Source organism: Mycetocola reblochoni REB411, assembly GCF_900163835.1.
GTDB lineage: Bacteria > Actinomycetota > Actinomycetes > Actinomycetales > Microbacteriaceae > Mycetocola_B > Mycetocola_B reblochoni.
Map to the genome: position 1 here is coordinate 36,326 of NZ_FUKR01000053.1, position 23,003 is coordinate 59,328.

Annotated in this window: 22 protein-coding genes and 1 pseudogene; 18 read left to right on the top strand and 5 right to left on the bottom strand. The window is 70.2% G+C overall.

The genetic code is table 11. The features are described 5' to 3' along the window. Positions 1–936: a cysteine synthase A gene (cysK, locus tag FM119_RS09380; protein ID WP_087137463.1), complete on the bottom strand. Its 936-nt coding sequence runs from the start codon at positions 934–936 to the stop codon at positions 1–3. Positions 937–1,059: 123 nt separating this feature from the next. Here cysK and prmC point away from each other — a divergent pair, with 123 nt between their 5' ends. The 13 genes from prmC (at position 1,060) to FM119_RS09445 (ending at position 12,114) form a co-directional block, all read left to right on the top strand. Beyond that, complete coding sequence (gene prmC / locus FM119_RS09385) at positions 1,060–1,998, top strand: peptide chain release factor N(5)-glutamine methyltransferase (protein WP_087137465.1); 939 nt, start codon at positions 1,060–1,062, stop codon at positions 1,996–1,998. 31 nt (positions 1,999–2,029) lie between these two features. Next, positions 2,030–2,686, top strand: a complete 657-nt coding sequence (locus FM119_RS09390; protein ID WP_087137467.1) for an L-threonylcarbamoyladenylate synthase — start codon at positions 2,030–2,032, stop codon at positions 2,684–2,686. Positions 2,687–2,697: 11 nt separating this feature from the next. Next, positions 2,698–3,882, top strand: coding sequence for an MraY family glycosyltransferase (locus tag FM119_RS09395; protein WP_087137469.1), 1,185 nt, complete (start codon positions 2,698–2,700; stop codon positions 3,880–3,882). Then, positions 3,879–4,343: a Cg1360 family ATP-synthase-associated protein gene (locus tag FM119_RS09400; RefSeq protein WP_087137471.1), complete on the top strand. Its 465-nt coding sequence runs from the start codon at positions 3,879–3,881 to the stop codon at positions 4,341–4,343. The genes FM119_RS09395 and FM119_RS09400 overlap by 4 nt, the downstream gene beginning before the upstream one ends. Before the next feature lie 150 nt (positions 4,344–4,493). After that, on the top strand, positions 4,494–5,291 hold the full coding sequence (atpB, locus tag FM119_RS09405; RefSeq protein ID WP_087137473.1) for a F0F1 ATP synthase subunit A: 798 nt from the start codon (positions 4,494–4,496) through the stop codon (positions 5,289–5,291). Between the two features lie 47 nt (positions 5,292–5,338). Next, positions 5,339–5,572 carry an ATP synthase F0 subunit C gene (atpE, locus tag FM119_RS09410; protein ID WP_087137475.1) on the top strand — a complete coding sequence of 78 codons (234 nt, stop codon included), beginning with the start codon at positions 5,339–5,341 and terminating at the stop codon, positions 5,570–5,572. Positions 5,573–5,601: 29 nt separating this feature from the next. After that, positions 5,602–6,153, top strand: coding sequence for a F0F1 ATP synthase subunit B (locus FM119_RS09415; RefSeq protein WP_087137477.1), 552 nt, complete (start codon positions 5,602–5,604; stop codon positions 6,151–6,153). A gap of 5 nt (positions 6,154–6,158) precedes the next feature. Then, on the top strand, positions 6,159–6,947 hold the full coding sequence (locus tag FM119_RS09420; RefSeq protein ID WP_087137479.1) for a F0F1 ATP synthase subunit delta: 789 nt from the start codon (positions 6,159–6,161) through the stop codon (positions 6,945–6,947). A gap of 73 nt (positions 6,948–7,020) precedes the next feature. Beyond that, positions 7,021–8,646 (top strand): F0F1 ATP synthase subunit alpha, encoded by a 1,626-nt coding sequence (gene atpA, locus FM119_RS09425; RefSeq protein ID WP_087137481.1) that lies wholly within the window; start codon positions 7,021–7,023, stop codon positions 8,644–8,646. Positions 8,647–8,649: 3 nt separating this feature from the next. Beyond that, positions 8,650–9,549, top strand: coding sequence for a F0F1 ATP synthase subunit gamma (locus FM119_RS09430; RefSeq protein ID WP_087137483.1), 900 nt, complete (start codon positions 8,650–8,652; stop codon positions 9,547–9,549). Between the two features lie 30 nt (positions 9,550–9,579). Next, the gene (atpD, locus tag FM119_RS09435) at positions 9,580–11,046 is read left to right on the top strand and encodes a F0F1 ATP synthase subunit beta (protein WP_087137485.1); all 1,467 of its coding nucleotides are present in this window, start codon (positions 9,580–9,582) and stop codon (positions 11,044–11,046) included. A 2-nt stretch (positions 11,047–11,048) separates the two neighbouring features. Beyond that, positions 11,049–11,321, top strand: a complete 273-nt coding sequence (locus FM119_RS09440) for a F0F1 ATP synthase subunit epsilon (RefSeq protein WP_087137487.1) — start codon at positions 11,049–11,051, stop codon at positions 11,319–11,321. Positions 11,322–11,358: 37 nt separating this feature from the next. Continuing rightward, positions 11,359–12,114: a YaaA family protein gene (locus tag FM119_RS09445; protein WP_087137489.1), complete on the top strand. Its 756-nt coding sequence runs from the start codon at positions 11,359–11,361 to the stop codon at positions 12,112–12,114. Between the two features lie 68 nt (positions 12,115–12,182). On the opposite strand, the gene FM119_RS09450 is transcribed toward FM119_RS09445, so the two are convergent. Further along, positions 12,183–12,698, bottom strand: coding sequence for a methylated-DNA--[protein]-cysteine S-methyltransferase (locus FM119_RS09450; RefSeq protein ID WP_087137491.1), 516 nt, complete (start codon positions 12,696–12,698; stop codon positions 12,183–12,185). A 122-nt stretch (positions 12,699–12,820) separates the two neighbouring features. Between FM119_RS09450 and FM119_RS09455 the strand changes: the two genes are divergently transcribed. The 3 genes and pseudogenes from FM119_RS09455 to FM119_RS14365 form a co-directional block, all read left to right on the top strand. After that, positions 12,821–13,798 carry an aldo/keto reductase gene (locus FM119_RS09455; protein ID WP_087137493.1) on the top strand — a complete coding sequence of 326 codons (978 nt, stop codon included), beginning with the start codon at positions 12,821–12,823 and terminating at the stop codon, positions 13,796–13,798. 39 nt (positions 13,799–13,837) lie between these two features. Then, positions 13,838–14,632: a PP2C family protein-serine/threonine phosphatase gene (locus FM119_RS09460; RefSeq protein ID WP_087137495.1), complete on the top strand. Its 795-nt coding sequence runs from the start codon at positions 13,838–13,840 to the stop codon at positions 14,630–14,632. A gap of 1,236 nt (positions 14,633–15,868) precedes the next feature. Then, a pseudogene (locus FM119_RS14365) lies at positions 15,869–16,264 on the top strand (FtsK/SpoIIIE domain-containing protein); the annotation flags it as partial. A 1,449-nt stretch (positions 16,265–17,713) separates the two neighbouring features. Here the strand turns inward: FM119_RS14365 and FM119_RS09470 are convergent. Beyond that, the gene (locus FM119_RS09470; RefSeq protein ID WP_245827417.1) at positions 17,714–18,721 is read right to left on the bottom strand and encodes an asparaginase; all 1,008 of its coding nucleotides are present in this window, start codon (positions 18,719–18,721) and stop codon (positions 17,714–17,716) included. Between the two features lie 71 nt (positions 18,722–18,792). Here FM119_RS09470 and FM119_RS09475 point away from each other — a divergent pair, with 71 nt between their 5' ends. After that, positions 18,793–19,269: an OsmC family protein gene (locus FM119_RS09475; protein ID WP_087137501.1), complete on the top strand. Its 477-nt coding sequence runs from the start codon at positions 18,793–18,795 to the stop codon at positions 19,267–19,269. A gap of 59 nt (positions 19,270–19,328) precedes the next feature. Here the strand turns inward: FM119_RS09475 and FM119_RS09480 are convergent, their stop codons facing one another. Continuing rightward, complete coding sequence (locus FM119_RS09480) at positions 19,329–20,087, bottom strand: lysophospholipid acyltransferase family protein (protein WP_087137503.1); 759 nt, start codon at positions 20,085–20,087, stop codon at positions 19,329–19,331. 266 nt (positions 20,088–20,353) lie between these two features. Here FM119_RS09480 and FM119_RS09485 point away from each other — a divergent pair, with 266 nt between their 5' ends. Then, on the top strand, positions 20,354–21,253 hold the full coding sequence (locus tag FM119_RS09485; RefSeq protein WP_087137505.1) for an FKBP-type peptidyl-prolyl cis-trans isomerase: 900 nt from the start codon (positions 20,354–20,356) through the stop codon (positions 21,251–21,253). A gap of 110 nt (positions 21,254–21,363) precedes the next feature. Here the strand turns inward: FM119_RS09485 and FM119_RS09490 are convergent, their stop codons facing one another. After that, on the bottom strand, positions 21,364–22,917 hold the full coding sequence (locus tag FM119_RS09490; RefSeq protein WP_087137532.1) for a Mur ligase family protein: 1,554 nt from the start codon (positions 22,915–22,917) through the stop codon (positions 21,364–21,366). Positions 22,918–23,003 lie beyond the last annotated feature (86 nt).

Consider the following 23,003-nt stretch of genomic DNA (forward strand, 5'->3'; position numbering starts at 1 on the left):
CTAGTCGGCCAGGCCGGCCCAGAGCGGCGTCGAGATGTACCGCTCGCCCGTGTCGGGGATGATGACCACGATGGTCTTGCCCGCGTTCTCGGGACGCGCGGCCAGCTGCGCGGCGGCCCACACGGCGGCTCCGGACGAGATGCCCGCGAGCACGCCCTCCTCCGCGGCGAGACGCTGCGCCGTCGCGACCGAGTCGTCGAAGGACACGTCGATGACCTCGTCGTAGATCGTGGTGTCGAGCACCTCGGGGACGAAGTTGGGGCCGATGCCCTGGATCTTGTGGGGCCCGGGCTGGCCGCCGTTGAGGATCGGGGAGTCGACCGGCTCGACGGCGACGATCTGCACGCCGGGCTTGCGCTCCTTGAGCACCTGGCCGACGCCGGTGATGGTTCCCCCCGTGCCGATGCCGGCGACGACGATGTCGACCTCGCCGTCGGTGTCCCGCCAGATCTCCTCCGCCGTGGTTTTGCGGTGGATCTCGGCGTTGGCCTCGTTGGCGAACTGCTTCGCCCAGATCGCGCCGGGGGTGCTCTCGACGATCTCCTGCGCCTTCGCGACGGCGCCCTTCATCCCCAGCGCCGGCTCGGTGAGCACGAGCTCGGCCCCGAACGCGCGCAGGAGCACGCGGCGCTCCTGGCTCATCGACGAGGGCATGGACAGGATCACGCGGTAGCCGCGCGCCGCACCGACCAGGGCGAGGGCGATGCCGGTGTTGCCGCTGGTGCCCTCGACGATCGTGCCGCCGGGCTTCAGCTCGCCGCTGGCCTCGGCGGCGTCGACGATGGCGATGCCGAGACGGTCCTTGACGCTCGACCCGGGGTTGAAGTACTCGAGCTTGGCGGCGACGGTCGCCTGATCGCCGGCGACGCGGTTGAGCCGGACGAGGGGGGTGTTGCCGAACGCCGTGGTGATGTTGGGGTGAATCGAAGCAGTCACGGGTGCACTTCCTGATCGGTGGTCGGGGGACTCCGTCTCAGTGTATGGGCTCGTCCTCGCCGTGTGACGCGTGGTGTCGCGACCGCTCGGCTAGGCTCCAGGGGTGAGGACTTCCAGGCGCGCATGACCGAGTACCCCCGGCCGGTCCGGCCCTTCCCCTCCCTCGTCGCCGACCCCTCCGCCGGCGCGGTGCGCCGCGCGACCGTCGCCCTGCTCGCCTCGGCTGGTGTCCCCTCCGCCGATGTCGACGCGGAGCTGCTGATCGCCTTCGTCTCCGGCCTGGACAGGGCGCAGCTGCAGACCGCGATCGTGCTCGGGCGGCCGCTGGACCCGGCGGCGCTCGACGCGCTCGGCGAGGTCGTGAGCAGGCGGATGGCGCGCGAACCTCTGCAGCACATCACCGGCGTCGCCGCGTTCCGCCGGATCGAGCTCGCAGTCGGGCCCGGTGTCTTCGTGCCGCGACCGGAGACCGAGGTGCTCGTGCAGCTCGGCCTCGACGAGCTCGAGCGCCTGGAGCACGCGGGCGGCTCCGTTGCCGCCGCCGCGGGGGGACCGGTCGTCGTCGATCTTGGGACGGGCTCGGGCGCCATCGCCCTCTCCGTGGCGACGGAGAGCCCCGCGAGCCGCGTCTGGGCCGTCGAGGCCTCCGTCGAGGCGTTCCTGTGGGCGGAGGGCAATCGCCGTCGCCTCGGCCTGGACAACGCGACCGTGGTGAGGGGCGACCTCGGCGACGCCCTCGACGAGCTGGACGGCACGGTCGACCTGGTGCTGAGCAACCCTCCCTACGTGCCGGACGACGCGATCCCCCGCGACCCGGAGGTGCGGCTCCACGATCCCGAGCTCGCGCTGTACGGCGGTCCCGACGGGCTCGACGTCGTGCGGGTGCTCGCCGTCAGGGGAGCGGAGCTGCTGAAGCCCGGCCGTCTCCTGGCCATCGAGCACGGCGAGCGGCAGGGCGAGCAGATCAGGGAGCTGCTGACGGCCGCCGGCTGGTCAGAGGCGACGACGATCCCCGACCTCAGCGGCAGGGACAGGGTCACGCACGCCCGCCGGCACGGCTGAGTCGCCGGCGCCTCGCGGTAGAGTGGGTCCGATGTCCAGGATCTTCGACTGCAGCGTCGACAGCGAGCTGCTGACCGGTACCCGCCTCGCCCGTCAGGCCATCGCCAAGGGCGAGCTCATCGTGCTGCCGACGGACACGGTGTACGGGGTCGGCGCCGACGCGTTCTCCGCCTCCGCCGTGCAGCGGCTGCTCGACGCGAAGGGCCGGACCCGGCAGTCGCCTCCCCCCGTCCTCGTCCCCGCGGCGACCACGGTCGACGCGCTCGCGAGCGAGGTCCCCCGCGCCGTCCGCGACCTCATCGACGAGTTCTGGCCGGGCGGCCTGACGATCGTGCTGCTCGCGCACCCCTCGCTGTCCTGGGACCTCGGCGAGACGGAGGGGACGGTCGCGCTCCGCATGCCCGACCACCCCGTCGCCCTCGAGCTGCTCGCCGAGACCGGCCCGCTCGCGGTGTCCTCGGCGAACCTCACCGGCCAGCCCGCCGCGCGCACCGCCGCCGAGGCCGAGGCCATGCTCGGCGACTCGGTGGGCGTCTACCTGTCGGCGGGGTCGGGGGGCGAGCAGGCGTCGACGATCGTCGACGCCACCGCCCTGCTCCACGGCGGGGACCTCACCGTGCTCAGGGACGGCGCCGTCAGCCGCGAACGCCTGAGGGCCGTCGTCGGCCGTCTCCTGGCCGAGGACTGAGCGGCGACCCGGTGAGACAGTATCTCCTGATCGCACTGATCGCGGCGGTGGTGACGTTCGTCGTCTCGGTCGCCGTGTACAAGCTGGCGCTCAAGCGCGGCTGGCATCCGCCGATCCGCGAGCGGGACGTGCACACGCGGCCGACGCCGCGCCTCGGCGGCGTGGCCATGTACGTCGGTGTGCTCGTCGCCGTGCTCGTCGCCTCGGTGAACCCGTACTTCCAGATCGTCTTCGACGGCAGCGGCGAGGTGCCCGCCGTCCTCGTGTCGGCCACGCTGATCGTCGTCATCGGTGTGGCGGACGACCTCTGGGACCTGGACTGGATGATCAAGCTCGCGGCGCAGTTCGTCACCGCGGGGGTGATCGCCTGGTTCGGCGTGCAGGTCTACTCCTTGCCGATCGGCGGCCTCACGGTCGGGTCGAGCTGGCTGTCGTTCACGCTGACGGTGTTCATCATCGTCCTGGTGATGAACGCGGTGAACTTCATCGACGGACTGGACGGGCTCGTCGCCGGTGTCGCGCTCATCGCCAACAGCGTGTTCTTCGTGTACGGCTACATGATGGTGAGGGAGCTCGGCCAGAGCAGCTGGTTCAACCTGTCGCTGCTGATCTCCGCGGTCCTCGTCGGTGTCTGCGTCGGGATCATGCCGCTGAACTTCCGCCCGGCGAAGATGTTCATCGGCGACGGCGGCGCCCTGCTCGTCGGTCTGCTGATGGCCACGAGTGCGATCGCGATGACCGGTCAGATCAACCCCGAGGCGCTCGGCGCGGCCGGAGGCGACGCCACACTGGGGCGCAGTCAGCTCATCGGTGCGTACATCCCCGTGATCCTGCCGATCGCCATCCTCATCCTCCCGTTGCTGGACTTCTCGCTGGCCGTGCTGCGGCGCCTGCGCGCCGGTCAGTCCCCGTTCGCCGCCGACCGCAAGCACCTGCACCATCGTCTGCTCGACCTCGGGCACTCCCACCTCAACGCCGTGCTCGTCTTCTACGCCTGGACGAGCGTGATCTCGATCGCCTGCCTGCTGGCGTTCCTGATCCGGCCGTCCTGGTGGGCTGGCCTGTTCCTCGTGGTCGGCGTGATCGTGTGCACGCTGTTCACGATCTGGCCGATCCTGTCCCGTCGCCTCAGCCGACGCCGTTCCCGTTCCGTTCCGAGCCCGACGCCGACCCCCACCCCAGAGGAGTTGCCATGAGCAGCACGCCCGTCTTCCGCACCATCGTCCGCGCCGGACTGCTCCTGGCCCTGGCGATCGCCGTCGTCGGGGGAGTGGTGGGCTGGCTCGTCGTCGGCAGCACGGGGCTGGTCGGCGCGCTGCTCGGCGCCGTCGTCGCCGCGGTGCTGGTGACCATGACCGCGGCGAGCATCCTCTTCGCGAACCGGTTCCAGGACACCCCCGGCTACGTCACCACCTTCTTCGCCATCGTGCTGGGCGGCTGGGTGCTGAAGTTCGTCATCTTCATCGTGCTCGTGCTCACCCTGTCTGGCCAGCCGTGGCTGGACCGCACCGTGTTCCTGCTCTGCATCATCGCCGGCGTCCTCGTCTCGCTCATCCTTGACGTCGTGATCGTCTCGCGTGCGCGGATCGGCAACGTCAGCGACGTCGAGTTGCCTGGTCAGACCACAGGCCGCGACGAGGGCAATTCGATTAGTTAGACGCTGAGGTTTTTGCTACAGTGGAGGAAGATTCCCCGGATTGTGCAGCCTGTTGAGGCGCGCTCATAACCGGCCGTCTTCCGAATGTTCGTCGTTGCGAGGCCTCCGGTACCCGCCCCGAAACAGGAGATAACGCTGATTTCCCAGGCCGTGAACCTGCTCCTCCCGACCGCGTCCGACGGAGGCGAGTTCCACGCACCGTCCGTGGCCGAGTTCTTCCCCGAGATCGTGCTCTTCGAGGGAACGCCCTTCGCCATCAACCGGATCATGATGATCCGACTGATCGTCCTGGTGCTCATCCTCGTCGTCTTCTGGCTCGGGACCCGCAAGCTGCGCATCGTTCCCGGACGCTTCCAGTCCGCGATCGAGATGCTGATCGACCTCCCCCGCAAGAGCGTCGCCGAAGACCTCCTGGGCGAGAAGGACGGCAAGCGCTTCGCGCCGCTGATCGTGGCGATCTTCGTCACCGTCCTCTTCATGAACCTCACGGGTGTCATCCCGTTCGCCAACATCGCGGGAACCAGCGTCATCGGTCTGCCCCTCGTCCTGGCGGTCGCCGCCTACATCGCCTTCATCTGGGCGGGCATCCGCAAGCACGGCGGCGGGTTCTTCAAGACCGCGCTGTTCCCCACGGGCGTGCCGTGGCCGCTGTACATCATCGTGACGCCGATCGAGATCGTGTCGACCTTCGTGCTTCGCCCCGTCACGCTGACGCTGCGTCTGCTGATGAACATGATGGTCGGGCACCTGTTGCTCGTGCTGTTCTTCGCGGCGACCCACTTCTTCCTGTTCTCCGCGGGCGGGCTGTTCCCCATCCTCGGTGTCGGAACCTTCGCCTTCGGCTTCGCCTTCACCCTGTTCGAGCTGCTCGTCGCGGTTCTCCAGGCCTACGTCTTTGCCCTGCTCACCACCGTCTACATCCAGCTCGCGCTGGCTGACGAACACTAAACGATCCCTGCACCCGCCGGAATCGCCACTACGGAAGGAAAACACTCGTGGACGCAACTACCGTTCTCGCTGAAATCTCTGGAAACATCGCGACGGTCGGTTACGGTCTCGCCGCCATCGGCCCCGCCATCGGTGTGGCCATCGTCGTCGGCAAGACGATCGAGTCGATCGCCCGCCAGCCCGAGCTGGCCGGTCGCCTCACGGTTCTGATGTACATCGGTATCGCCTTCACCGAGGCCCTGGCGTTCATCGGTATCGCCACCGGCTTCATCTTCGTCTGATCCCTCGAACTCGTAGCAAGGAGGCGTGAATGCTTCACGCACTAGTACGGGCAGCAGGCGAGGCGGAGGCCCCCAACCCGCTGATCCCGGCTGACTACGACATCATCTGGTCGGCAGTCATCTTCGTGATCATCCTGGTCGCGTTCTGGAAGGGCTACCTGCCCAAGTTCCAGGCGATGCTCGACGCACGCGGTGCCGCGATCGAGGGCAACATCGCCAAGGCCGACGAGGCCCAGCGCCAGGCCGAGGCGGCTCTCGAGCAGTACACGGCCCAGCTGGCCGAGGCGCGCGTCGAGGCCGGCACGATCCGGGAGTCCGCCCGTGAGGACGGCAAGCAGATCGTTCTCGAGGCCAAGGAGCAGGCGACCGCAGAGGCCGAGCGGATCGGCGTCGCGGCGCAGGCCCGTATCGAGGCCGACCGCCAGGCCGCCGTCACCGCTCTCCGGAGCGAGGTCGGCACGCTGGCCCTCGACCTGGCCTCCGGTGTCGTCGGCGAGTCGCTCAGCGACGACGCCAAGGCGAAGAACGTCGTCGACCGCTTCCTGGCCGACCTCGAGTCCAGCTCGAACGAGAAGGCGTAGTCCGCATGGGTAGCGCATCGCGTGAAGCTCTGGCCTCGGCACGGGGAGTCCTCGAGGGCACCTCGTCCGACGCCCGCGCGGCGGCCGACGTGCTGTCCACGGCTCGCGTGCTCTCGGAGAACCCCGCACTGCTGAGCGCCCTGGCCGACGCCACCGCCGACTCGGGGGCGACCATCGCCCTGGTGTCGCGGTTGTTCGGCCAGAGCGCGGCACCGGAGGCTCTGCCGGTGATCGAGGCCGTCGTGTCGTCACGGTGGTCCTCGTCAGCCGAACTGGTCGACGGTCTCGAGGAGATCGGTCTCCGTGCCTACGCACGGACGTCCGACGCCCGCGTGCTCAGCGCGGAGCTCCTCTCCGTCGGCAGGGCTATCGCCTCCGACCCGGAGCTGGAGCTCGCCCTCGGAAGCAGGCTCGGCGATCCGGCGGCGAAGGCCGTCCTGGTCGAGCGGCTGTTCTCCGGCAGGGTCTCGGACGCAGCGGTCGCCGTCACCGCCCACCTGGTGCGGTCGCCCCGCGGCCGTCGTACTCGGGCGCTCCTCGTGCACGCCGCACGGATCGTGGCCGATCAGGCCGGGCGTCTGGTCGCCGAGGTCCGCGCTGCGGCCCCGCTCGACGACGACCAGTCGGCTCGGCTCGCCGCCGAGCTCGGCACCAGCTACGGACGGGCGGTCGACCTCGACGTCGTCGTCGATCCCAGCCTGCTGGGCGGTCTGCGGGTCGAGATCGCCGGCGACGTGATCGACGGGAGCGTCAGCACCCGCATTTCCGAGCTCCGGCAGAAACTGGCCGGCTAACCCTCTCTCGACATGGATCCGATGCGGATCACCCCACGAAGGCCAGAAGCCTTCGCAACGCAAAAGGAAGATGATGGCAGATCTGACAATCAGTCCCGATGAGATCCGGGACGCGCTCAAGGACTTCGTGGGCAGCTACGAGTCGAGCAAGCCCGGCAAGACCGAGGTCGGCCACGTCATCGACGCGGCTGACGGCGTGGCACACGTCTCCGGGCTGCCCGGTGTGATGGCCAACGAGCTCATCCGTTTCTCGAACGGTGTTCAGGGCCTGGCCCAGAACCTCGACCAGGACGCGATCGGCGTCGTCGTCCTCGGCGACTTCGCCGGCATCGAGGAGGGCATGGAGGTGACCCGCACCGGCGAGGTCCTGTCCGTCCCCGTCGGTGACGCGTTCCTCGGCCGTGTGGTCGACCCGCTCGGTGCCCCGATCGACGGCCTCGGCGAGGTCGCCAGCGTCGGCCGCCGCGCCCTCGAGCTGCAGGCGCCCGGCGTCATGCAGCGAAAGAGCGTGCACGAGCCGCTGCAGACCGGCATCAAGGCGATCGACGCGATGATCCCCGTCGGCCGTGGCCAGCGCCAGCTGATCATCGGTGACCGCCAGACCGGCAAGACCGCGATCGCGATCGACACCATCATCAACCAGAAGGAGAACTGGGCGACCGGCGACCCGACGAAGCAGGTCCGCTGCATCTACGTCGCCATCGGCCAGAAGGGCTCGACCATCGCCTCCGTGAAGGGCGCGCTGGAGGAGGCCGGTGCGATGGAGTACACCACCATCGTCGCCTCGCCCGCGTCCGACCCGGCCGGCTTCAAGTACCTGGCGCCGTACACCGGCTCCGCCATCGGCCAGCACTGGATGTATGACGGCAAGCACGTCCTGATCATCTTCGACGACCTGTCGAAGCAGGCCGAGGCCTACCGTGCCGTGTCGCTCCTGCTGCGCCGTCCGCCGGGCCGCGAGGCGTACCCCGGTGACGTGTTCTACCTGCACTCCCGCCTGCTGGAGCGTTGCGCGAAGCTGTCCGACGAGCTCGGCGCGGGATCGATGACCGGTCTTCCGATCATCGAGACGAAGGCGAACGACGTGTCCGCCTACATCCCGACCAACGTGATCTCGATCACCGACGGCCAGATCTTCCTGCAGTCGGACCTGTTCAACTCCAACCAGCGTCCGGCCGTCGACGTCGGAATCTCGGTCTCCCGTGTCGGTGGCGACGCGCAGGTCAAGAGCATCAAGAAGGTGTCGGGAACGCTCAAGCTCGAGCTCGCCCAGTACCGCTCGCTCGAGGCCTTCGCCATGTTCGCCTCCGACCTCGACGCGGCCAGCCGTCGTCAGCTGGAGCGCGGTGCGCGTCTGACCGAGCTCCTCAAGCAGCCGCAGTACTCGCCGTACCCCGTCGAGGAGCAGGTCGTCTCGATCTGGGCCGGAACGAACGGCAAGCTCGACCTCGTCCCCGTCGAGGACGTGCTGCGCTTCGAGGCCGAGCTGCTCGACCACCTGCGTCGCAACAGCACGATCCTGACCACGCTGCGCGAGACCAACGTTCTCGACGACGACACCCGTGACGCGCTCTCGGCCGAGGTCGACCGCTTCATCGGCGAGTTCCAGACCTCGGAGGGCAAGCCGCTCACCGAGACGGTCGAGGCGCTCGACGAGTCCGAGGTGGGCCAGGAGCAGATCGTGAAGGGTCGCCGCTAAAGCATGGGCGCTCAGCTTCGGGTCTACACGCAGCGGATCAAGTCCGCTCAGACGACCAAGAAGATCACGAAGGCGATGGAGCTCATCGCCGCCTCACGCATCCAGAAGGCGCAGGCACGGGTGAAGGCGTCGGGGCCCTACTCCGACGCGATCACCCGCGCCGTGTCGGCGGTCGCGACCCACACCGACATCGACCACCCGCTCACCACCGAGCCCGCCACCGTCGAGCGCGCGGCCGTCGTGATCTTCACGGCGGACCGCGGCCTGGCCGGGGCGTTCAACTCCCAGGTGATCCGCGAGGCCATGGAGCTGGCCGAACTGCTGCGCTCGCAGGGCAAGGACGTCGTCTTCTACCTGATCGGGCGGAAGGCGGTCGGCTACTTCCAGTTCCGGAAGCAGGAGTGGGTCGCGGAGTGGACGGGCGACACCGACACCCCGCACCACGGCACGGCCAAGGAGATCGCGGGCAAGCTGCTCGAGGCCTTCATGACGCCGGCCGCCGAGGGCGGCGTTGATGAGATCCACGTCGTGTACAACAAGATCCTCACGATGATCACGCAGGAGCCGCAGACGGTCCGTCTGCTTCCCCTCGCGATCGTCGAGGGCGTCGCCGAGGTCGCCGCGGGTGAGCCGCTTCCGCTGTACGACTTCGAGCCGGACGCGGAGGACGTGCTCGACGCGCTCCTGCCCGTGTACGTCGAGTCGCGCATCTTCAACGCCCTCCTCCAGTCGGCCGCAGCCAAGCACGCGGCGACACAGAAGGCGATGAAGTCCGCCAGCGACAACGCGGACAAGCTCATCACCGACTACACCCGACTCCGCAACAACGCCCGTCAGGCCGAGATCACACAGCAGATCAGTGAGATCGTCGGCGGCGCAGACGCCCTGTCGTCCGCGAAGTAGATTCTGAAGACGAAGAGAGAAGATAGAGCAATGACTTCCACCGCCATCGCCGACGGCGCGGCGACCGAGCAGAAGCCGGCCGGCATCGGCCGCGTGGCTCGCGTCACCGGTCCGGTCGTCGACATCGAGTTCCCGCACGACGCGATCCCCGAGGTCTACAACGCGCTGACCACGACGATCACCATCGGTGACGTCACTTCGACGCTGACCCTCGAGGTCGCCCAGCACCTGGGCGACGACGTTGTCCGTGCCATCGCGCTGAAGCCGACCGACGGTCTGGTCCGCGGCCAGGAGGTGACCGACACCGGCGAGCAGATCTCCGTCCCCGTCGGCGACGCCACCAAGGGCAAGGTCTTCGACGTGACCGGCAACGTCCTCAACCTCGAGGGCGACGAGACGGTCGAGTTCGCCGAGCGCTGGCCGATCCACCGCAAGGCCCCCGCCTTCGACCAGCTCGAGTCGAAGACGACGATGTTCGAGACCGGCATCAAGTCGATCGACCTCCTGACCCCCTACGTCCAGGGTGGAAAGATCGGTCTGTTCGGTGGTGCGGGTGTCGGCAAGACCGTCCTCATCCAGGAGATGATCCAGCGTGTCGCCCAGGACCACGGTGGTGTCTCGGTGTTCGCCGGCGTCGGTGAGCGCACCCGTGAGGGCAACGACCTCATCCACGAGATGGAGGAGGCCGGCGTCTTCGACAAGACCGCCCTGGTCTTCGGCCAGATGGACGAGCCGCCGGGCACGCGTCTCCGCGTGGCGCTGAGCGCGCTGACGATGGCGGAGTACTTCCGCGACGTCCAGAAGCAGGACGTGCTGCTCTTCATCGACAACATCTTCCGCTTCACCCAGGCCGGTTCCGAGGTCTCGACGCTGCTCGGCCGCATGCCCTCCGCTGTGGGCTACCAGCCGAACCTCGCCGACGAGATGGGTGTGCTCCAGGAGCGCATCACCTCGACGCGCGGGCACTCGATCACCTCGCTGCAGGCGATCTACGTCCCCGCCGACGACTACACCGACCCGGCCCCGGCCACGACGTTCGCCCACCTCGACGCGACGACCGAGCTCAGCCGTGAGATCGCCTCGAAGGGTCTGTACCCGGCGATCGACCCGCTGACCTCGACCAGCCGCATCCTGGACCCGCGCTACATCGGCGACGACCACTACCGGGTCGCGACGACGGTCAAGCAGATCCTCCAGAAGAACAAGGAGCTGCAGGAGATCATCGCGATCCTCGGTGTCGACGAGCTCAGCGAGGAAGACAAGATCACCGTCGCCCGCGCCCGCCGCATCCAGCAGTTCCTGTCGCAGAACACCTACATGGCGAAGAAGTTCACCGGTGTCGAGGGCTCGACGGTTCCGCTGAAGGAGACCATCGAGTCGTTCGACGCGATCGCTCGCGGTGACTTCGACCACGTCGCCGAGCAGGCCTTCTTCAACGTCGGTGGAATCTCCGACGTCGAGGAGCAGTGGGCTCGCATCCAGAAGGAGAACGGCTGATCATGGCCGCGTCCTCTTCACTGCAGGTGAGCGTCGTCGCCGCCGACCACGAGGTCTGGTCGGGGCAGGCCGCGATGGTCGTGGCCACGACGATCGACGGGGAGATGGGCATTATGCCCGGTCACATCCCGACCCTCGCGATCCTCGACAAGGGCGAGGTTCGCGTGACCCTCGCCGACGGCAGCAAGGTCATCGCCACGGCCACGGAGGGTTTCCTTTCCGTGGACCGCGATGTGGTCTCCGTGGTCGCCGGCGACGCGTCGCTGGTCTCCTGACCGCTCCACACCAGCACTACAACAGATAGCGGGCCCCGTGCGTCTTCTGCTTCCTCCGTCCGAGACGAAGGAGCAGGGGGGCACGGGGCCCGCCGTCGATCTCTCGGCCCTCTACGCTCCGTCCCTGCGGGACGCCCGGCTCCAGGTCATCGAGCGTCTCGTGGAGCTGTGCCAGGACGAGGGGGAGGCGCGACGGGTCCTCAAGCTCGGCGATCGGCTCCGTGGCGAGGTCGAGGTCGACCGTGTCGTTCTGCGGTCGCCGACTCGTCGGGCGCTGGAGCGCTACACCGGGGTGCTCTACGACGCGCTCGACGCCGGGTCCCTGAGCGGTCGGGACTGGGCCGCGGCGGGCCGGCGCATCATCGTCCAGTCGGCGCTGTTCGGACCGGTACGTGCCGATGACGCGATCCCCGCCTACCGTCTGTCCGCGACGACGGGGCGCCCCGTCGGTCCGTTGAAGCGGCACTGGACGCGGGCGACGGCGGGCGTCTGGGACGAGGAGGAGTTCATCGTGGATGCCCGCTCCGAGTCCTACAGAGCCCTGAGTCCCGTACCCGAGCACGTTCCGCATGTGTACGTGCGGGTGCTGTCGGGGAACGGCTCCGGAGCGGCCCTCAACCACTTCAACAAGGCGGCCAAGGGGCGGTTGGCATCGGCGGTGATCCGCTCGGCAGACGAAGCTTCCTCCGCGCGTGAACTCGTCGACTGGGCGCGCGCGGAGGGGATGTCGTTCGATCTCGACGCTGCGGCGCCGGGCGAGGTGATCCTCTGGGATCAGCATGGCGCGGCGTGAGGGGCGGGCCGGGGCCGACACCGCCGTGATCGCTGCCGCCTCGGCGCCGGAGCGTGTGACAGGCAGCGTCAGGGCAGTGAGGGGATGCGCTCGTGCTCCTGGAGGCGCCGAGTCAGCGAACCGCGGTGTCGCTCGGAGCGGGGCAGCACAAGCCCGCCCGCACCGAGCACCCGATGGCGGGGTTGCAGGAGTGGCACGGGCACCCGGTCGAGCGCGCTCTCGACGGTGCGTCGGGGCAACCCGACGCGCGTGGCCAGGCGGCTGACCCCGATTGCGTGCCGCGCCGGCAGCCGGGTGAGGGACTCCCACACCCGCCGCTCCTCCGCGCTGGTGCCCGTCGGCACGGAGACGGGGATGTCGAGGGGCGCCCCCGGGTCGCGAAGGTAGCGGGCGATCTGCTCCGCCGCGGCGTCGAGCACCATCGGGTGGCCGCCGTCCGCGAGGGGGAGCGTCTCCGGCCAGGGCGAGTGCTCGTCCCGCAGCGACAGCCCGGCGATGGCCGTCCCGTCCTCGTCGGCGGTGAGGAGCAGGACGCCGAGCGGCGTGGTCATCAGAAGGTGATGGCTGTTCTCTGTGCGGATCATGGCCCGGACACTAGGTGAGGGACCGGAGTCCCCGTCGGGGGAATGAGGGGTAATGGGAACCGCCGCGATGGTGTGACGGCTGAGGAGGACAGCGGGGCCGTCAACGCAGTAGCCTGGGATTCATGTCTGACATGGAGTACCGCCCGCTCGGGCGTTCCGGTCTCATCGTCTCCGCTGTCGGCCTCGGATGCAACAACCTGGGCCGGCGCGGCACGCAGAGCCACGACGAAGCCGGCGCGCGAGCCGTCGTCCACGGGGCGCTCGACGCGGGCGTGACCCTGTTCGACACCGCCGACGTGTACGGCGTCGAGCCAGGACTGAGCGAGACCCTGCTGGGGGCCGCACTGCGGGGCCGCAGGGACGAGGCCGTCGTCGCGACCAAGTTCGGCCACGCCGACATCGATGCCGGGATCCCCAATCACGGTGCGCGCGGCTCGAGACGATACGTCCGCCTCGCCATCGAGCGGTCGCTGCGCCGCCTCGGTACCGACTGGATCGATCTGTACCAGCTGCACACCCCCGACCCGGTCACCCCGATCGGCGAGACCCTCGCCGCGCTCGACGAGCTCGTCGACGAGGGGAAGATCCGCTACATCGGGCACTCCAACTTCGCCGGATGGCAGATCGCCGAAGCCGAGCTCACCGCGGCCCTGTCCGGGACCGAGCGTTTCATCAGCGCGCAGAACGAGTTCAATCTCATCCAGCGCTCGGCCGAGCGGGAGGTGCTTCCCGCCGCCGAGCACTTCGGGATCGGATTCCTGCCGTGGTTCCCGCTGTACAACGGTCTGTTCACCGGCAAGTTCAGCCGCACGGGCGGCCCGGAGGACAGCCGGATCATGCGTCAGCGTCCCCACCTGCTCGACTCGGCACCGTGGGAGGCCATGGACGCCTACGAGCGCTTCTGCACGGAGCGCGGCGTCAGCATGCTCGAGGCGACGTTCGGCTGGCTTCTGACCCGCCCGGCGCTCAGCAGTGTGATCGCCGGGGCGACCACGCCGGAGCAGGCGGCCCAGAACGCGGCCGCGTCGCGGTGGCGTCCGGACCCGAGCGAGGCCGCGCACATCGGTGAGATCTTCGCCGCATCGTCGGGGAGCCGCTAGGTGCTGAGGGCACCGCGGCATCAGGAGAGAGAGGACAGCATGACCCAGCTGCATGTGGAGACGGGCTCGCGGCGCCTGGATGGCGAGGCAGGCGTCGTCGCCGAGCTGAGCTGGGCCGCGGCGACCGACACCGGCCGTCGCAGGGAGGTCAATCAGGACGCCTTCCTCGCCTCGTACCCTCTGTTCGTCGTCGCCGATGGAATGGGCGGCCATGAGGCGGGGGACATCGCCAGCGCCGCGGTCGTGCGCCGGCTGTCCGAGGCCGTGCAGAACCCGCGGCCCGTCGACAGGGACGCGGTCACGGACGCGCTCGACCAGGCCGTCGAGGACATGGAGCTGGAGATCGGCCAGAGCGACGTGGGCACCGGGACCACGGTGACGGGGATTCTCGCGGACACCTCGCCCGTCCAGCCGGCGGGGGTGTCGTGGACGGTGTTCAACGTCGGCGATTCGCGCGTGTACCGTCTCGTCGGCGAGGAGCTCAGCCAGATGACGCTCGACCACTCGGTCGTCCAGGAGCTGCTGAGCATCGGCGCGATCACGCCGGAGGAGGCCGAACACCATCCCCACAGCAACGTGATCACGCGGGCCGTCGGGTTCTCGGGCGAGTCCGTGCCCGACTACAGTGACGCGGTCCCGGAGCGCGCCTCCCGGTGGCTGATCTGCTCGGACGGCCTGACGAAGGAGCTCACCGACTACGGGCTCCGGCACTTCCTTCTCGCGGCGGAGTCGCCGGAGCAGGCGGTGGTCGCCCTGATGGGGGCCGCGCTGGAGAACGGGGGCCGTGACAACGTGTCGGTCGTCGTCCTTGACGAGATGGTGACGTCGGACTGACGGGTCCCACCGGGGCGGGCATCGGCCGGTCCTCACCACCGGCGGAGGGCCGGGACGATCCCACGGTCCCCGGGCAGCGCGGCGGAATGGGGCGGTCGATGACGCAGGCTCGTCGGCATGATCCGAGCAGACGTCCGAACACGACCGGCGCGGCACGGCGAGCGCTCCGACCCGTTCTCGGCCCGGCCGGCACAGCCATCCTCGTCCGAGCCGGGAGCTGAGCGGCAGGCGCAGCCCGATCCGGCACGTGGCGCTGCCAGGTTCCGGGTCCGAAGCATGCTGGTGTCCGCCGCGATCGGACCGGTGATGTTCGCGGTCACTGGCAGCCCGGTGTCCTTGCTGCTCTCGGTGTTGGCGCCTGCCGGAATGCTCGCCTCGGCCCTCGACCAGCGTGCGCTGGGCCGCGAGCGCCCCCGGCGGGGGCAGCAGCGGCCCCGGGACTCGCACGGGGACGGTGCGCCGCCGTCCTTACCGCCGAGGGAACGGCGAGCCGATGCGGGGTGGGGGACCGAGTGGGACGGCGTGTGTCGCGCGATTCCCGTCGGGATGGAGAAGCGGGAACCCATCGAGGTTCATCGCCGGGCACCCCGGGCCGCGAACCACGGGCGGGTTCTCCTGGGCTCGTCGAGTCGGAGCAGGGCGACGGCTCGGGGGCAGCGCTCCGTCCTGCTGCCGCTGCCCTCCGTTGTGGCGATCCGCGCACCGCGTGCCGTCGCCGACGGTGTCGCCAGGGCGGTGATCGCCGGGGCGTTCCGCCTGGTCCATCCCTCGCTGTTGGCGGTCGAGGACGCCGGCGGGTGCACGCGTGGCGTGCGTTCGTATCGGGGACGGCGCGCCGCATCCGCCGACGGGGTGGTCGTCTCCGTCGTCGAGGCCAGGGCTCTCGGTGCGGGGCCGCCCACGCCCGCGCACGACGGTGCGGAACGGGCGCGGTCGCTCCGTATCGTGATCTGTGCGGTCGGTGAGCCGATCCCACCCGGGACCACCCATGTCTTGGAGCTGAGCCGGGGAGGAGAATGGCGCACTCGTGTCGAGGAGACGGTGCCCGATGGCATACCGGCGGCACTCGGCAGGGACCGGACGCCGGCGTCGTCCCTGCCGGACCGTTCGTGCCGCATCGATCTGGTGTCGGCGGGGGAGCTCGCCGTGATGGCGAGGGAACTCGGTGAACGGGCGGCGCGCTGGGGTGCGAGCGAGGACGACGCCGATCAGTCGCCGTCGGAGATCGCCGGATCGATGCTCGACGGCTCTCCCACCGGTGGGACACCTGGCGAGCACTCTGCGTACGACGGCACGACCCTGGTCGGCTCGGTCGGCAGGGCGGACGGCGCCGCGGTCGAGGTCGATCTCGTCCGGGACGGCCCACATGCGCTCGTGGTGGGGACCACCGGCTCGGGAAAGAGCGTGCTGATCACGACCTGGCTCCTCGGGATGGCCGTGCGCCACAGCCCCGATCGGCTCACCTTCGCCGTCGTCGATTTCAAGGGTGGCACCGGCCTCGGTGACCTGGCCGGGCTGCCCCACTGCCGTGGCTTCGTCAGCGACCTCAGCGCCACCGACCTGAGCCGGGTGGCCAGAGCTCTTAGCTCCGAGCTCGCGGAGCGCGAAAGACGGTGCGCGCTGGCCGGCGTCCGGGACGTCACCGAGCTGGCGTCGGGTGAGCGCCCGGCGCGACTGATCGTCGTCGTCGACGAGTTCGTCGCCGCCGTCGAAGCATCGCCCGTGTTCGAGCGGGTGCTCGGCGACCTCGCCGCGCGCGGTCGTTCCCTGGGCATCCACGTGATCGTCAGTACACAGAACCTGGGCGGCGCGGTCCGGTCGAGGATCCAGAACAACTGCGCTCTGCGGATGTGCTTGACGGTCCTCGACGGCGCGGAGTCGCTCGCCGTCGTCGGCGTGCGCGGGGCGGAGAGGCTCGACACCGTGGGCTCGTTCCTGTGCGCACGGGGCGGGAGCACGCAGCGTGTCCGCGGGGGAGCCCCCACGATGGCGCAGCGCTCCGAGGCGATGGCACGGGCCGCCCATGTGGGAGCGAGGGCGGCATCGGACCCGCTCTGGCTCGACCCGCTTCCGGCACGGGTCACGCATGCGGACCTGGCGCGGCTCGCCGAGAGCGGTGGTGGATCGCACGACGTCGAGCGCCAGCGGGGGCCAGCGGGCGTCCGTTCCGTGCCGGGGCCGGCACGGTCGGTCCTGGGGATGAGCGAGGAGCACGATGCGCGCAGACGGTCGCTCGCGACGTTCGATCCGCAGCGGGACGGGACGCTCCTCGTCGTCGGCGTGGCCGGGTCCGGTCGGACCGCTGTCCTACGCCAGCTCGATGACGGGCGGCCGGGCACTGTGTTCCTTGATGCTGCTCGCACCCCGGAGGAGGCCTGGGACGTGCTCGCCTGGGCCGATCACGCGATCGCTGAGCAGGAGGCGCTCCCTCGCCGGCTCCTCATGGATGACGTCGACACCCTGCTCAGTCGCCTCGGCGCGTCCGAGCAGCAGCTGTTCATCGAACGGCTGATCCGGGTGGCCGCGGCCGCTCCGGCGCGCGGCACGGTCGTCGCCGTGAGCAGTCGTCGGTCCGGAGGACCGCTCGTCGGGCTCGACGCGGTGTCCACCCGGCTCCGGCTCGGCGTGACCGTTGTCGAGCCCGGACGGGCCGGATCGCACGATGCGGACGGGAGCGGCGAGGGCGATCTGCCCCGGGGCAGGGGCGTCTGGCGCGGTCGTCCAGTTCAGTGCACCGATCCGGGTGCACCGCCGGCACGACGGCACTGCTTCACGCCGAGCGGGCGGCATGCGGCAGCGGCCCTGGACGGCTGCGAGGGGACGGTCCAGGTGGTGCTCAAGGACCCGGACCGCTGGCCGGACCCCGAGCTCGTCGCCGAGATGAGGGCGAGGGGGTGGGCGGTCATCGGCGTCGAGGACGCGCTGAGGGGCCGACGGGCCCACGCCGACGTCCTGCTCTGCGACTCGGAGCTACGGAGCGAGTTCCCACTCCTGAACGGTGGGACTGTGCGGCCGCCCTACACGGTGAACCGGTGCCTGTGGGTCGTTCCACGCGGCGGCCCCGTGCGGCGGATCGTCGTCTCAGCGGTTGAGCGCGATCGTCTCCGACGCCCGCACCGTGCCGACGACGACCCCGCCGCCGAGGACATCGAGCCCGAGCTCGCCGCGGACGGTGTCGATGTCGCTCGCGGGGATCGCGCCGGCACCGGCCAAGAGGGTCAGCCCGGCGATCGTCGCGCCGCGCAGGCTGCCGTCCAGCATCTTCAGCGCGACCGTCGTGCCGTCCGGCGCGCTCATCACCATCACGCCCTCCGCGCCGAGCTTCGCGAAAACGCTCAGCCTGTCGATGACGACGGTGTTCGCCCGCCCGACCCCGTCGATGGCCCAGCCGTTGCTCATCACGGCGTCGACCAAGATCCCCGCGTTGCGGTAGAGGGCGAACGGTGAGGTCGGCGACGAGGTTCGGATGCGGGCGATGCCCCGCGCAAGGGCACGAAGGCTCATCGCGTGCACCGGGGCGCCGCACCCGTCGACGGCGCTGGCGACGGGGCGCTCGCCGGTGAACCGCTCGACGGTGTCGAGGATCTGCTGCTGGAGCGGGTGCTCGGGGTCCAGGTAGCTGTCGATCGGCCAGCCGTTGCGAACGCAGGCCAGCAGCATCGCGGCGTGCTTGCCGGAGCAGTTCATGTACACGGGGGAGGGGCCGCCACCATCCCTGAGGACCTCGACGCGTGCGGCGCGGTCCGCAGGCAGGTCGGCCGGGCACTGCAGCGCGTCCTCCGTCAGCGAGGCCTCGGCGAGGATGCTCCGAACCACCGAGACATGGGCGGGGGTTCCCGCGTGGCTGGCCGTGGCAAGCACGGCGGCGAGGGAACGGAGGTTCACCCCCGCATTCATGACGGCGATCGCCTGGAACGGCTTCATGCAGGACCGGGGAAGGATGGGGGAGTCGATGTCGCCGACCCGTCGGATGACGTCCGCGTGCTGGGACATGACCACGGCAGAGCCGAGGTGGCGCGACTCGATGAAGTCGTTGCGGGTCACGACCGCGAGCTCTTCGGCATCGGCGGCGAGGAAGACATCAGGCACGGTAACTCCGGGGTGGGGTGCGGGCGGGGACGCCATTCAGCGTACCGCTGCGGCTGTGCCACCCTTGACCCATGAGCCGATCCCACCACTACGCGGTCGCCGTCGAATGGAAGGGCAATCGCGGAAGCGGGACCTCCGGGTACCGCGACTACGGGCGCGAGCTGCTGCTCACCGCGGACGGCAAGCCGCCGATCCCATCATCGGCGGACCGCGCCTTCCACGGCGACCCGGCGCGCTGGAACCCAGAGGAACTCCTCCTGGCCGCCCTCAGCGAGTGCCATCTGCTGTCCTACCTGCATGCCGCGACACGACGAGGCGTCGTCGTCGTCTCCTACACGGACGCCGCGCGCGCGACGATGCTCACGGAGCCGGACGGAACAGGTCGCGTGACCGAGGCGGTGCTCAGACCCACCGTGACCGTCGCCGCCGCCAGCATGGCCGCCGCCGCGGCCGAGGCGCACGCGGACGCGAACAGGATGTGCTTCATCGCGAACTCGGTGGCGTTCCCCGTACGGCATGAGGCCACGACCCTGAGCCCTGAGCCCTGAGCCCTGAGCCCTGAGCCCTGAGCCCGGCGTGACCGGGGGATGAGAGGCGACGAAGCCCGTCAGAGCCGTTCCGGACGGAGCACACGGCCGATCCGTTCGGCCGCACCCGAGGGGGGAGCCTCGTTGAACGTCCCCGCGCGCTCCTGTCCGCTGAGCTCGGCGATCGCATCCATGATCTGGTCGGTCGCGTGTCTTCTCGCCCGTCCGCTCGACGCGGGCCCGTGCCCGCTGACGTCGATCGGCTCGCCGAACACCACGGTGACCCGAACGCGTCGCGGCCGCTTCGCGCCGACGGGCAGCAACTCGTCTGTTCCGATCAGGCCGACCGGGACGACGGGCGCACCCGTCGTCAGCGCGAGCCAGCCCACGCCCGTGCGACCGCGGTAGAGCCGTCCGTCGAGCGAGCGGGTGCCCTCGGGGTAGAGCGCGAAGGCGTTGTCGTCGTCGAGCAGGGCCTTCCCCGTGTCGAGCGCCGCCTGCGCGGCCTGACCCGCGCCCCGCTCGACGGGGACGGCGCCGATCCCCCGGAAGAACGCCGAACTCAGACGCCCGGAGATCCCGGTGCCGGTGAAGTAGGAGTCCTTCGCCAGAAAGCGCACCGGCCGGGGGGCGAGCACGGGGATCACGATGCTGTCGATGAAGGACTGGTGGTTGCTCGCGAGGATCACGGCGCCCTCGCGGGGCACGTTCGTCGAGCCGACAACGATCGGACGGTAGTACAGCCGGACGATCGGGATGAGGAGGGTGCGGCCGAGCCAGTACAGGAATCCGGGTCGCGTGGCGCGCGTGACCGACACGTCGTCGTCTTCAGTGGTCATTCGCACGAGGGTAGCGGACGACGTATGCGCACCGGAGCATGATCACGGGAGCACGGCGGAGGCCGAGCCCGGGCCGTGCCGGTGCGCCACGGCCTGGGCCGGTGCGCCACGGCCCGGGGCGTTGCCCGCCGGGCGAGCCCGCGTCGTCGGCACACCTCCGAGGTGTCCTGCGTTCGACGCGTCGCCCCCGACCGTGCGACCCTTGAGGTCGACCCGCAACGAAAGAGAGCACTGTGCGCCGCGCGACTCCACTCCTGGCCCTAGCCATGGCCGCCGCCGTCACCCTGACGGTCAGTTCCTGCAGTTCATCCCCGACCGATCGCGCGCTCGACGCGGTCACCGTGACCGGCGACTGGGGCGCGGCACCCGAGGTGACCGTCGACGCCCCCCTCGAGATCGAGGAGAGCGCGTACCGCACGCTCATCACCGGTGACGGGGAGACCGTCGCCAGCGGGGACTCCGTCGACGTGCACCTGACGATGCTGTCCGCCACGACCGGCACGGTCGTCAGCCAGGACGAGTACACCGACGACAGCCTTGTCACCTTCGCAGCCGACCCCGAGCAGTTGCTTCCCGGCCTGGCCAACGCGCTCGTCGATCAGACGATCGGCTCGCGGGTGCTGGCCGTCATCGCCCCCGATGACGCGTTCGGGACGACGGGGAGCGAGCAGCTCGGCGTCGACGCCGACGAGCCGCTCGTCGGCGTGCTCGACCTGGTGCGGAAGACCACCCTGGCGGCGGACGGCGAGCCGCAGGACGTCGACCCGTCGCTTCCGTCCGTGACGCTCGACGACTCCGGCGCACCGACGATCACGATCCCGGACGCCGACCCGCCGACGGAGACCGAGATCGGCGTCCTCAAGAAGGGCGACGGCGCGACCGTCGCCGAGGGCGACACCGTCACGGTCCAGTACCAGGGCGTGGTCTGGGCCTCAGGCGAGATCTTCGACCAGAGCTGGGGCAGGGGCCCGATGTCGTTCCCGACCGACGGCGTGATCGGCGGCTTCTCCAAGGCACTCGTCGGCCAGACGGTCGGCTCGCAGGTGATCGTCGTCATCCCGCCGGGCGAAGACAACTACCAGGAGGGTTCCGTCCCCGAGGGCGCTGCGTTCACCGCGGACGACACCCTCGTGTTCGTCGTGGACATCCTCGGCAGCACCGCCTGATCGGGGGGGCCGACGCTCGACGCTCGACGGCCGACGCTCGACGCTCCCCACGACCGGCACCGCCCCTCCCTCGACACATCGGGGGAGGGGCGGTGCCGGTCGTGGGAGGGTCAGGGAGCGACGTCCCAGCCGGCCTCCGCGAGGGCGCGGCGGCTCTCCTCGATTGCGGAGAACGGAAGCTCGGCGGTCCCGACGGCACGGTAGTCCTGCGATGCCAGCCCCGACCAGAGCACGCTGTCACCCGGCTCGGCCCGCTCGATCGCGCAGCGGATGGCGGTGACAGGGTCGGGGATCTCGCTCACGGGGGTCGAGGGTGACGCGTCGGCCGCGCCGCGACGCAGGGCCGCCCGGATGGACGCGGGATCCTCGGTGCGGCTGTGGTGGTCGGTGATGATCACCTCGTCGCTGCCCCTGGCCGCGGCCGCGCCCATCGCCTCGCGCTTGCTCGGGTCGCGCAGGCCGTCCGCACCGGTGACCATGATGACGCGGCCGGGCGTGACCGCCCTGAGCGCCGCCAGCGTCTTCTCGAACGCGTCGGGCGTGTGCCCCGAGTCGACGAGCACGGTCGGCGCATGCGGACCGGAGACCCGAACGCTGCGCCCGGGGAGCCGGACGGGGATGACGGGCTCGTCGGCGAGGACGGCGCCCAGCCGGTCGAACGGGACCCCCGACTCGAGCAGCATCACGAGGGCGAGCCCCGCGTTGGCCGCCATGTGCCGCCCGATCAGCGGCAGCCGCGCGGAGAGGGTCCTGCCGGTCCTGACGGTGTCGCTCAGAGTGAAGCGCAGCCCCTCGACGGACTCCTCGGCGACCTCGACGTGCCAGTTCGCGTCGACGTCGTGCCGCGAGGTGATGGTGACGACGGGGACGGTGCTGCGGGCCGCGACCCTGCCACCCGCCTCGGAGTCGAGCGAGACGACGGCCCTGTCGGATCGCTGCGGGGTGAACAGGAGCTGCTTGGCGTCGAGGTAGTCGTCCATGCTCGCGTAGTCGTCGAGGTGGTCGTGACTGAGGTTCGTGAACCCGGCCACGTCGAAGCGCACCCCGTCGACCCGGTGCCGCGTCAGAGCGTGTGCGCTGACCTCGAGGATCGCGGCGTCCACGCCGCGCTCGTGCATGCGGGCGAGCAGGGCGTGCACGTCGGGGGCCTCTGGCGTGGTCAGGTGCGACACGATGACCTCGTCGCCGATGCGACGCTCTGCGGTGGTGCTGAGCCCCGTCGTCCTGCCGAGCAGGTGCAGGAGGGCGTCGAGGATGTGGGCCGTGGAGGTCTTGCCGTTCGTCCCCGTGATCCCGAAGGTCGTCGGCCGGTCCCGGTCGGTTCCGTAGATGCACGCGGCGAGCGCCCCGGCGACCGTGCGGGGGTCGGCATCGGAGACGATGACGGGCAGGCCGGAGCGGGCGGCCTGTTCGGCGCCGGCGGCGTCGGTGAGCACCGCCACCGCACCCCGCTCGGCCGCGTCGACGCTGAACGCCGCGCCGTGGAAGCGCGCCCCGGGCACGCCGAGGTAGAGGTCGCCCGCACGGACCGCCCCGCTGGACATCGCCACCCCGCCGATCGCGATGCCCGCGGAGGAGCCGGGGGCGCTCAGCCCGACGACGGCCAGCGCCTGGCTCAGCGGGATCGGGGTGACCGTGTCCGGCCGGATGGTGTCCTGAAGCATGCGGTCCTCGTGCGTCGGGGGCGGGTACGTTCCGGTGGTGCCGGTGCAGGCCATCGTCTCACAGCGCACCGACAGTAGCCGCGGGG

Coding starts and splice junctions, on each gene's coding strand:
- FM119_RS09460 (WP_087137495.1), top strand. CDS start 13,838: ATGACCCAGCTGCATGTGGAGACGGGCTCGCGGCGCCTGGATGGCGAG.
- prmC (WP_087137465.1), top strand. CDS start 1,060: ATGACCGAGTACCCCCGGCCGGTCCGGCCCTTCCCCTCCCTCGTCGCC.
- atpD (WP_087137485.1), top strand. CDS start 9,580: ATGACTTCCACCGCCATCGCCGACGGCGCGGCGACCGAGCAGAAGCCG.
- FM119_RS09475 (WP_087137501.1), top strand. CDS start 18,793: ATGAGCCGATCCCACCACTACGCGGTCGCCGTCGAATGGAAGGGCAAT.
- FM119_RS09400 (WP_087137471.1), top strand. CDS start 3,879: ATGAGCAGCACGCCCGTCTTCCGCACCATCGTCCGCGCCGGACTGCTC.
- FM119_RS09430 (WP_087137483.1), top strand. CDS start 8,650: ATGGGCGCTCAGCTTCGGGTCTACACGCAGCGGATCAAGTCCGCTCAG.
- FM119_RS09490 (WP_087137532.1), bottom strand. CDS start 22,917: ATGCTTCAGGACACCATCCGGCCGGACACGGTCACCCCGATCCCGCTG.
- FM119_RS09415 (WP_087137477.1), top strand. CDS start 5,602: ATGCTTCACGCACTAGTACGGGCAGCAGGCGAGGCGGAGGCCCCCAAC.
- FM119_RS09450 (WP_087137491.1), bottom strand. CDS start 12,698: ATGATCCGCACAGAGAACAGCCATCACCTTCTGATGACCACGCCGCTC.
- FM119_RS09485 (WP_087137505.1), top strand. CDS start 20,354: ATGGCCGCCGCCGTCACCCTGACGGTCAGTTCCTGCAGTTCATCCCCG.
- FM119_RS09480 (WP_087137503.1), bottom strand. CDS start 20,087: ATGACCACTGAAGACGACGACGTGTCGGTCACGCGCGCCACGCGACCC.
- FM119_RS09390 (WP_087137467.1), top strand. CDS start 2,030: ATGTCCAGGATCTTCGACTGCAGCGTCGACAGCGAGCTGCTGACCGGT.
- FM119_RS09420 (WP_087137479.1), top strand. CDS start 6,159: ATGGGTAGCGCATCGCGTGAAGCTCTGGCCTCGGCACGGGGAGTCCTC.
- atpA (WP_087137481.1), top strand. CDS start 7,021: ATGGCAGATCTGACAATCAGTCCCGATGAGATCCGGGACGCGCTCAAG.
- FM119_RS09455 (WP_087137493.1), top strand. CDS start 12,821: ATGTCTGACATGGAGTACCGCCCGCTCGGGCGTTCCGGTCTCATCGTC.
- FM119_RS09440 (WP_087137487.1), top strand. CDS start 11,049: ATGGCCGCGTCCTCTTCACTGCAGGTGAGCGTCGTCGCCGCCGACCAC.